Raw genomic sequence first — 9013 nt, 5'->3', positions numbered from 1 at the left:
GCCTGTGTCGGACCGGGCCCCACCACCGCATGACAGCGATCAGGCCTTCGGGAGCGTTATCCCCAGTTCGAGCATCGCCGGCGAGGCCGGGCCGCCCTCGGAGCGCTCGGTCTTGTAGCCCTTGACCCGGGGTGCGACGGTGCGCGGGTCCACGGCCTCGGAGGGGGCGCCGGTGGAGTAGAGGCCCTCGGGGTCCTGGTCGCGGTCGTGCGGCAGGAGCCAGAAGACGCGGCGGCGGAAGGTGCCGGAGGCCCGGGAGGACTTGGCGTCGGGGCCGAGGATGGCGTAGCCGACCATGCGGCCGTCGCGGTGGTAGGCCGGGCGGCCGCGGCGGGTGGTGAGGCGGTCCAGCGACTGACGGACGTAGTCGAGGTCGGAGGTGTCCTCCAGCCAGACGAGGTCGGTTTCGTGGGCGAGCTCGGCCGGGTCGATCAGCGCGCTCACGCGTTGTGCTCCTCTGTGTCGTCGGTGATCAGGCCGATGCCCGGGTAGTACTTGCGGCTGTTGGACAGGACCATCTCCTTGGGAGAGGTCATACCCAGTGTCTCTCGGACTCGTGCGGCGAATGCACGCCCGGATACGGGATTGGCTCCCTCGAAGCCGCACCAACGGGTGTAGGCGCCGAAGAGCTGGGACTGTTCGGCACGCATGCCCTCGCCTGTGACGCACGCCTCCTTGAGGAAGCGGCCGACGTGGTCCTCGGTCTCGGCGTAGGCGGTGGTGGCGGTCTGGACGGCCTGGGGGCCGGCGAGGTCCTTCTCTCCGGCGAAGTAGCGGCGGGCGCCTTCGATGAGCCAGGCGAGGATCCCGGGGCCCTCCTCGGCGACGAGGACGTGGGCCAGGTTGTCGATCTTGCGTTCCTCGGGGACGACCCGCTCGAACGGGATCAGGCGCATGCGCCGCCAGAAGGCGAAGCCGCCGGTGCCGACCTCGGGGCGGTGGTTGCCGAGCAGCCAGAGCTTGTGGGTGGGCTCGAAGGAGAAGAAGTCCTGGCGCATCCGGCGGGCCTTGATCTTGTCGCCGCCGGTGAGCAGCTTGACCCGGGCCTCGTCGAAGCGGTCGCCGGGCTTGAGCTCGGAGCAGACGATGATGCGGCGGCCGTGGAGTTCGGCGAGGTCGGTGGGGTGGCCGTCGAAGGTCTTGGCCATGAGGAAGCCTGGCGGGGCCGCGTCGGCGTAGTCGCCGAGGAGCTGGATCATGACGTCGAGCAGGACGGACTTGCCGTTCTTGCCCTGGCCGTAGAGGAAGGGCATGACCTGGGCTCCGACGTCGCCGCTGATCGAGTAGCCGAGCAGCAGGTGGAGGAAGTCGCGGGTCTGGCGGCCTTCCTTGTCGTCGCCGAAGGTGTCGGTCAGGAAGCGGTTCCAGCGCGGGGTGGGCATCCGGGCGGGGGCCAGGGTGGTGGACCGCGAGTGGTGGTGGACCTTCGGGTCGGGCGGGACGATGGCGCCGGTGCGCAGGTCGACGACGCCGCCGGGGGTGCACAGGGCGTAGGCGTCGGCGTCGAGGAGGGCGGCGTTGAGGACCATGCCGGGGGCGGACTTGGCCTGGGCGAGCATGGCGTTCATGCCGGAGGTGGACAGCGCCCGGCGGCGGTGACGGCGCAGGTCCGTGTTGGTGTAGAGGCCGCGCGGGTCGTGGGTGGCGATGCTCTCGGCCATCTCGCCGGCGGCCCACAGGACGGTGTCGTCCTCGTCGAGCTGCCAGCGGTGGGCGGACCAGCGGTACCAGCCGAGGCCGGGGACGTGGCGGTAGTCGCGTCCGTAGAGGTGGACGAAGAGCTTGGCGTTGCCGCGGTCGGAGAGTGAGTCGGGCAGCAGGCCGTGGGGGGTCGCCTGCGGGCCCCCCGCAGAGGCCTGCGTGGCCTGGACGGGCTCCACGGCCGCCTGCGGAAACGGGGCGGCGGCTGCTGTGGGCGTGGGGTCGAGGAGGCTCTCCTGGACGGCGGTGCCGTGCCAGGGCGGCTGCGAGGGGCTTGGGACGGGCGGGTATTCCAGGATCTGTTGCGCCGTGGCCACGGGGTCGAAGACCGTCCTCTTGCGGCGGGTGCTGTCGGTCATCCGCGGGCCTTCCCGATGTGCAGGGGCTGCCGGGTCCCGGCTGCCAGGCCGGAACGGATGACGGCGGAGTTGTGCCGGTCCTGGGCGGGACGGGCGGTGCGGGCCGCGTCGAGGAGGAGCTGTTCGGCGGCGGCGTGCGTGAGGTGGCCGGCCGAGACCAGGCCTCCCACGGTGTAGGCGGCGCGGTTGAGCTTGCCGGTGAAGCCCGCGCCCTCGGGGGTGGTGGCACAGTCTGTGACCTCCTGGAGCACGGTGTCGAGCACCTTTTCCGCGCCCTGCTTGCCGCCACCCGCGGCCACGACGGCCTGGCGGGCACGGTCGGGGACGGCCGGCTGCGGCACCCTCGGTCGGCCGGGCCGGTCCTTGAGGTGTCCGGTACGGATGAGTTCCTCGCTGAGCCAGTCGGGCAGTGGGGCGGGGGTCCGGGCTCCGGGAAGCGGGGTGTAGGTGCCGGCGGCGGTGACGGTCCCGGGGGCGACGATGTAGCCGCCGTGGGCCCGGACGTCGACCTGCCAGGCCAGGGCGCGGCCCGCGGAGGAGCCGGTGGAGCAGGTGAACCGGCGGTCGGTGTGGTCCTGGTACCAGATGTGCAGGCCCCCGGAGGGGGTGCGTACCCGCAGGGTTCCCTCGTCCGTCGTGGGGTCGGGAGCACGGCGGAGGGCGGCCAGCAGGGCGAGAGTGTGGTAGCCGTTCTCCAGCCCTTCGAGGTCGACGTCCTCGTGGATGGGGATGCCGGGCAGGATGCGGTCCCGGGCGGGGACGACGTCGGTGTGGCTGTCCACGTCGATGACCACCAGGCCGGCCGGCCCGCAGGCGACGCCTGCTCCGAAGTCCGGGTTGACGCGCCACCAGGCGGAGAGGACGCCCTGGTCCAGAGTCGCTGCATGGAACCCGTGGCACCAACGGCCTGCTGCGGGGCAGGGGCAGTCGGCGGGGGAGTGCGGGGACTCCTGGCAGGGCCGGCAGTTGGCGGGCGGGGTCTTGCGTCCGGGGGCTAGAGGGTGGACAGGCCAGCCCTGGACGGCACACCAGCGGGCGACTGCCAGCGCAGCAGGCTGGCGGTCCGCTCGGTCGCTCCCCACGGCCATCGGCGCCGTCACGCTGGTCCCTTCCCCTTGTTCGGTAGCTGCTCGTTGTTCGGTAGCTGCTCAGACTTGAGTCGCTCGTTCAGTCGCTGAAGGCAAAAAGCCAGGTCAGGGCACTGGTGGGTATCGGATCAGCGACTGAAGCGACCGAAGTCCAGAAGATAGCTCACACAGACTAGCCGAGCGAGGACGTGCGAACCGTTACTACCGGGGCTTGCGGGCAAACTCAGCGACCAAGCCCTGGGGGAGCGACTGAGCCTGTTCAGTCGCTGGTTTGGGTACTCCGTCGTTTACGCAGGTCAGAGGCCATTTTCACAGCAAACAGCGACTGAAGCGACTGAAGCCCGGGTCTATAACGCGCACACGCACACGGGAATGTCTTCATATACCCAACCTTGAGTCGCTTCGGTCGCTGTTGTGGCGAGTATATGTGCCCTGACCTGGGGTTTTGTTGAGCGACTGAAGCCCAGCGACTGAAAGCGACTGAGTCTCTCGGGGCGCTTCCCCCGGCGTGTCGCCCGTGTCAGGCACGCCTGAAGGGCCGGAGGTGGGTCGCTTTGGGTCGCTTCGGTAGCTTCAGTAGCTCCAGCGACCCGGCCTTGAGGAGTGGAACCATGTGGGGACCGGAGCAGGCAGGTTCTCGCCCCAGGTAGCGGCCGAGACCTTCTGCCGCCAGTCGCTTGGGTCGCTGCCGCCCTCCAGGTGCTGCACCAGATCCGCGAGACCGGACTCCCCGACCCTGCTGCCAGGCCGTCGGTTCAGTGAACGACATGTCGTCCAGCGACTCAGCGACCGAAGCGACTCAAGCACCGACTTGCCTGTGTACCTGCCACCCCTCAGCGAGCTGCCCCCGGTCGAGGCCTGCGCGCGCCTGTTGACCGCCGGCTGTCCGGGCCGCCCCCGTACCCGATCCAGCCGGCTTGCGCGGCTTACGACTCAGCCCGGGATTGAGGGGCTGAGTGTGCCGAGCCTTGAGACGGGGCCGCACGGTTTCGCTCCTTGATCACGAAGAAACCGTGCGGCGGGCCGCTCGATCAGCTTCCTGGGCCGAGAGGTCAGCCCCAAGTGAGCGGGTCGAGGTGGAGGTGGAAGCGCAGGCCGTGAACGGCCCGGGTCACCAGGCAGGCTCCCGCATCACCGTCGTACCACCCGAGTGCGCGCGGGCCCGGCACTCCCCTGGCCGTCCAGCCGGCTCGGCATTCACAGCTCGGGACCGAGCATCCCCGCCGCGGCCACAGGACGAACTGCTGCGTGACCGCTCCCTGTGGGTGGCAAAAAGCGGCACCCCCCTGCAAAGCCGGTTCCCTCGCCGAAGCCGTCGGTGCGGGACACGCGCCGCACCTCGGCGAAGCCCGCCGCCCCGGACCACACTCTCATCGGTGCGGCTGCTCGGCCGCCTGAGAGCGGCTGGGATGCGCTCTCCTGGTGGGGATCGAGAAGGCGTTGAGCCGGCACGCGCAGGGGACAGCCTTCATGACGAGCCTGGATGTGAGCGAGGGCGGCCGAGCCGGTATGTGGTCAGGACCACACCTCACAACGAGTCATCGTCAAGATCTGTGGATGGGCGATCGTTGTCAGTCTGATTCGATCGGGATGATGGCGACGAGTTCGACTTCGAACCCGTCGGTGTTCTCCAGATAGGCGGCGTAGGTCTGTTCGCCGCCGGCGTGCGGGTGCCGGTCGGGGAACATCAAGGTCCAGCCGTGCTGCGCGGCCTCGGAGACCAGTGTCTCCACGGTGTGGTGGTCCTCAACGTGGAATGCGAGATGGTTCAGGCCGGGCCGGCACCGCTCGTGCTGGTCCGCGGTGAGCGCCGGGGACTGTTCGAAGACCAGGTAGGTCGTCCCGAGCCGCCAGCTGTGGCCGTTGTTCCAGCTCTGAAACGGTGTGTAGCCGAGGGCTTCCAGCAGCCAGCCGAAAGAGACGACGGCCCGGTTGAGGTCGGGCACCCAGATCTCGACGTGGTGCAGCATCCCAGTGGCGGGGCGCGTCATGCAGCCACCGCCGGGGTCGGCTCGGCCGGATGGCCGCGCTCGAAGCAGGCGCCGGCCCGGACCAGGGCGACCACGTGGGGCGAGTTCACCGACCGCCATCGGTTCCGGGCGGACTCGACCAGCTTGAACACCGGCGACACGGCGGGGGTTCTGCCGTCCGAGCCCCTGACCGCCTTCGTCCGCAGCCGGGCGGTGGCGAACGTCGACTCGATGGGCTTGGTGGTCCGTAGGTGGATCCAGTGCTCGGCCGGGAAGTCGTAGAACGCCAGCAACTCGTCCTCAACGTCGGTGATCTTCTTGACCGCCTTCGGGAACTCCGCGCCGTACTGCCGGGCGAACACCTCAGCGGTCCGCGCCGCGTGCTCACGGCTCTCGGCATTGTAGATCTCCTGCAAGGCCTTCCTCGCCGCAGGCTGGGCGGACTTGGGCAGGCAGTCGATCACATCGGCGGTTTTGTGAACCCAGCACCTTTGCTCGCGGGTTGCGGGGGTCAGCCGCCGTAGCTCAGAGCGTGGTGGTCGGTGATCTGCGGCTTTCGGGTGGCTGCGGTGTGGGATGGTTGGCCTGGGGCGGCCAAAGGTGCGCCATCGCGCCTACGCGCTTCAGGCGCGCGGCTGGCTGGTGCGCGAGCGCGGGGTGTTCAGGCCGGGTTCGGGTCCAGCCGGTGTGGACGGTACTCGGGCCAGTGCAGGTGCCGGCGCGCGCCATCCTCCGCGTGAGTGTGATCAGGGCGGCCCACCACACCGTCTGCGGGTGGTGATCGGGGCGGCGCTCGTGGACACGGTTGAGCCGGCGGGCGCGTGAGAGCCACCCCCAGGGTCCTCTCCACCACCCACCTGTGCGCCAGTACCGCGAACCCTTTCGGAAAGTCGTACACCACCCGCCACCAGGGGAAGTCCGCCGGGAGCGCGCGCCACGCACCGCCATTGCCGACGGCCTACCGCACAGCGCAGGGCATTCCGCGATGGCAGTGTTCCTCAGGACGCCCGCCCCCGGCCCTCCAGCCAGGCTTATTGAGCCCGGCCGGCCTTCCACTCCCGGGCGAGCGTCGCGTAGACGTACTCGCTGCCCCAGCGCTCGTTGTCGAGGTCGTTCTCGACAAGGTGTGCCTCCCGGCGCATGCCGAGGCGCTCGCACACGCGCACCGATCCGGTGTTGAGTGCGTCGAGGCGGGCGAAGAGCCGGTGGGCGCCCAGCTCGGCGAAGGCCAGTGCGGCGGTCGCACGTGCCGCCTCGGTCGCGTAACCCCGGCCGCCGTACGCCGGGTTGAAGGTCCAGCCGATCTCGACCTGGCGCGCCCGCGCGCTCGCGAGCTTCAGGACAACCTCGCCGACGACCTTTGCCTCGCCGACCGGGCAGACGGCAACCACGAGGTCGTCGCCGTCCTCGGCCCATGCCGTGCCGGCCGCGCGCCGCGTCAGGCTCTGCGCGCACTGTTCACGGGTGAGCGGCTGCCGGTAGAGGTAGCGAGCGACATCGGGGAGGCTCTGGTACGCGTACAGGTCATCGAGGTCGTCCGGCGTGAACGGACGCAAAAGAAGCCGTTCGGTGTTGAAGGGCAGCGAGAGCGCGGTCATCAATCTGGTCTCCTCCGGGGACACCCCGCCAGCCTGTGACCGGACCGTGGAGCCCCAACGACTCGTCCTGGGCAACAACGCCGTTCTAAACCCCTTGCCACCAGCTGCGCAACCGTAATTTTTACGACCTTGGGCTGACACTCCAGCAGGACTTCGATGTTTTGCCTGCTCAGAGGCGGCGTGGTGAGTGCTGTGGGCTGGTGAACCGTCAGTGGCGGTCTCCACCGGGCCGCCGTTCGCCGGTGGTCTCCCGGACATGCCCCACCCTCCGCCAGGAACCGGCCGGCAACCGGCAGCGGAGCGGCCACCGCGCGCCGGCCCGGGGCCGTACCGTCCTGGCCATGACGACCGACACCACCGCGTCGTGGCGCGAGATCGAGCGCACCACCGTGTTCAGCAAGTTCGGCCGGTCCGTGGACCGTGTCGAGTTCGAGCTGCCCGACGGGCGGAAGGAGGAGTTCTACCTCAAGACCGAGCGCCCGGCCGGTGCGGTGCTCGCCCTCACCACCGAACAGAAGGTCATCCTCGCCCGCCAGTACCGGCCCGGCCCGGACCAGGTGCTCTACGAACTGCCCGGCGGCTTCCTCGAACCGGGAGAGGAAGCGCTGGACGCCATCGCCAGGGAGTTGCTGGAGGAAACCGGCTACCAGGGCGAGGTCCACGCCGTCGGACCGTATTGGCTGGACGCCTACTCCAACGCCCGCCGCTTCGCTTTCTTCGCCACTGGCTGCGTCAAGGCCGCTGAACCGACCCCCGAGCGCACCGAGTTCATCGACGTCGTCACCCTCGACCTCGCGCAGTTCCGCACCCGCGTGCTCCGCAGCGGCGAGATGACCGACACCGCCGCCGCCTATCTCGCCCTGGACGTGCTGAACCTCCTGTAGTTCCCCTGGGGGGCGGGCGGTTCGGCAGCCGCCTCACCCACCCGCCATCCGGGAGGAACCTCGTGACCGGACAGAGCACCACCGACACCACCGCCCCGTCCCACAGCAGCGCGCTCGTCTCCCTGCCCGCCGGCGCCGTCGCCCTGGTCCTGGCCGGTGGCAAAGGCAGCCGCCTGCGCGCCGCACCCGACGTCTTCACCTGATGTGGGAGCGATACGTCCCCAGCGGGGCCGTGCCCCCGAGCGCTTCGCAGATCGAGGCCCTCCCGGAGCCGCTCAGAGCCAACGTGGCCGTCGAACTGATGGCCACGCCTGCCGCCGACGACCTCGTCCGGCCCAGCTCGAAGCTCCTGAACCGTGAGATCGCCCACCACACTCTGCCGCGCATTGTGAAGTGGCTCGGGTCCGGCGCGTACCCGTGGTCCGCCCTCGGCCGGGACCTCGCCATCGCCGAACTGTGCGCCACCGACGCGGTTACCGAAGCCAGGCCGACGAGGCCGACGAGGACGACAAGCGCGGCCACGAGGCCGAGGCCTGGGCCGACGGCCGCCTGTAACCACCTGACGGCGGGCCAGCCTCCACGAGGACAGGCCCGCCGCCTTCCTCACCACCCCGCCGTCCAGATCAGGGAGACCACAGCCATGGCCCGCATCGCTACGCACCACACCGCCCCGGCCGCCGACCACAAGCCGGTCCTGATCGCCATCCCGATCGTCGCCACCGACCCGTACGCCGGACCCGTCGGCCGACGCCACCACACCTGCGCGTCCTGCGAGAGCTCCAGGACCGGGGGAGAAGCCGCCTGCTGGAGCTGCGGAAGGCCGGTGACCGGTGAGCACCCCAATACCACCGCCGTCCTCCAGATGCCCCTGCACCGCCCCGCCAGCCACCCGGCCTGACCAACCGCCAGCCCACCAGGCGGCCCCGCACCCAGTGGGGCGGGGCCGCCCTGCCATCAATCTCGGGATGACGCGCGCCCCGGAAGCCCTGGAACCGCTCCGAAATCCGATGGATCCTCCGCCGCAAGCGAGGCACAATCCCCGGGAACCGCGGCGAGGGGGAGCTTGTTTGGACATATTCGCGTGTGCCGGGTGCTGCACCGAGCTGACGGCTCCGGTGTCCCGGGTCGCACTACCCGTCCACACCCACCACGGGGCCTGGGAGGAACTTCATCCTCCGATGCTGGAGGCGGCGACGTACGCCGTCGACCCACAGCCCACCGGACCGCCCTGGCGATTGTGGGAGGAAGTCGGAGAGGAAGCCGCCGCCCGACAGGGGGTATATGCGCCGGTGTACTCCGTCTCCTTCGGCGCGCGGGGCGGTTGAGTCGGCCTGGAGCGCGGTTCCAGTGTTGCTACCGGTCCGTTTCTCCAGGCCGCTCTCCGAACCCGGCGTGCCCATTACTGAGCACCGG

The 9013-nt window shown here is 70.0% G+C and carries 9 protein-coding genes and 1 pseudogene; 3 read left to right on the top strand and 7 right to left on the bottom strand.

The annotated features are described in order from the left end of the window. Positions 1-39: 39 nt before the first annotated feature. The 7 genes and pseudogenes from ACFU7Y_RS33255 to ACFU7Y_RS33225 all read right to left on the bottom strand — a co-directional run bounded on the left by ACFU7Y_RS33255 (position 40) and on the right by ACFU7Y_RS33225 (position 6716). Positions 40-444, bottom strand: a complete 405-nt coding sequence (locus tag ACFU7Y_RS33255) for a DUF6009 family protein (RefSeq protein ID WP_224273067.1) — start codon at positions 442-444, stop codon at positions 40-42. Beyond that, entirely contained in the window at positions 441-2060 is a 1620-nt protein-coding gene (locus ACFU7Y_RS33250) for a phage/plasmid primase, P4 family (protein WP_224273074.1), read from the bottom strand. The genes ACFU7Y_RS33255 and ACFU7Y_RS33250 overlap by 4 nt, the downstream gene beginning before the upstream one ends. Then, on the bottom strand, positions 2057-3160 hold the full coding sequence (locus tag ACFU7Y_RS33245; RefSeq protein ID WP_380770601.1) for a bifunctional DNA primase/polymerase: 1104 nt from the start codon (positions 3158-3160) through the stop codon (positions 2057-2059). The genes ACFU7Y_RS33250 and ACFU7Y_RS33245 overlap by 4 nt, the downstream gene beginning before the upstream one ends. Positions 3161-4239: 1079 nt before the next feature. Further along, a pseudogene (locus tag ACFU7Y_RS33240) lies at positions 4240-4326 on the bottom strand (aminoglycoside O-phosphotransferase APH(3'')-Ia); the annotation flags it as partial. Between the two features lie 393 nt (positions 4327-4719). After that, complete coding sequence (locus ACFU7Y_RS33235) at positions 4720-5139, bottom strand: VOC family protein (protein ID WP_380770600.1); 420 nt, start codon at positions 5137-5139, stop codon at positions 4720-4722. After that, a complete protein-coding gene (locus tag ACFU7Y_RS33230; protein WP_380770602.1) occupies positions 5136-5633 on the bottom strand; it encodes a transposase in 498 nt (165 codons plus the stop codon). Before ACFU7Y_RS33230 ends, ACFU7Y_RS33235 begins: the two co-directional genes overlap by 4 nt. Positions 5634-6149: 516 nt before the next feature. Then, entirely contained in the window at positions 6150-6716 is a 567-nt protein-coding gene (locus ACFU7Y_RS33225) for a GNAT family N-acetyltransferase (protein ID WP_224273084.1), read from the bottom strand. 341 nt (positions 6717-7057) lie between these two features. Here ACFU7Y_RS33225 and ACFU7Y_RS33220 point away from each other — a divergent pair, with 341 nt between their 5' ends. The 3 genes from ACFU7Y_RS33220 (at position 7058) to ACFU7Y_RS33210 (ending at position 8498) form a co-directional block, all read left to right on the top strand. Next, entirely contained in the window at positions 7058-7600 is a 543-nt protein-coding gene (locus tag ACFU7Y_RS33220) for an NUDIX hydrolase (protein ID WP_380770599.1), read from the top strand. 62 nt (positions 7601-7662) lie between these two features. Next, positions 7663-7803 carry a hypothetical protein gene (locus ACFU7Y_RS33215; protein ID WP_224273088.1) on the top strand — a complete coding sequence of 47 codons (141 nt, stop codon included), beginning with the start codon at positions 7663-7665 and terminating at the stop codon, positions 7801-7803. A gap of 437 nt (positions 7804-8240) precedes the next feature. Then, positions 8241-8498, top strand: coding sequence for a hypothetical protein (locus ACFU7Y_RS33210; RefSeq protein WP_224273090.1), 258 nt, complete (start codon positions 8241-8243; stop codon positions 8496-8498). The last annotated feature ends 515 nt before the right edge of the window (positions 8499-9013 follow it).

Source organism: Kitasatospora sp. NPDC057542 (assembly GCF_042801945.1).
Lineage (GTDB): Bacteria > Actinomycetota > Actinomycetes > Streptomycetales > Streptomycetaceae > Kitasatospora.
This window is presented reverse-complemented; position numbering and strand designations above follow the sequence as displayed.

Coding starts and splice junctions, on each gene's coding strand:
- ACFU7Y_RS33250 (WP_224273074.1), bottom strand. CDS start 2,060: ATGACCGACAGCACCCGCCGCAAGAGGACGGTCTTCGACCCCGTGGCC.
- ACFU7Y_RS33235 (WP_380770600.1), bottom strand. CDS start 5,139: ATGACGCGCCCCGCCACTGGGATGCTGCACCACGTCGAGATCTGGGTG.
- ACFU7Y_RS33225 (WP_224273084.1), bottom strand. CDS start 6,716: ATGACCGCGCTCTCGCTGCCCTTCAACACCGAACGGCTTCTTTTGCGT.
- ACFU7Y_RS33220 (WP_380770599.1), top strand. CDS start 7,058: ATGACGACCGACACCACCGCGTCGTGGCGCGAGATCGAGCGCACCACC.
- ACFU7Y_RS33210 (WP_224273090.1), top strand. CDS start 8,241: ATGGCCCGCATCGCTACGCACCACACCGCCCCGGCCGCCGACCACAAG.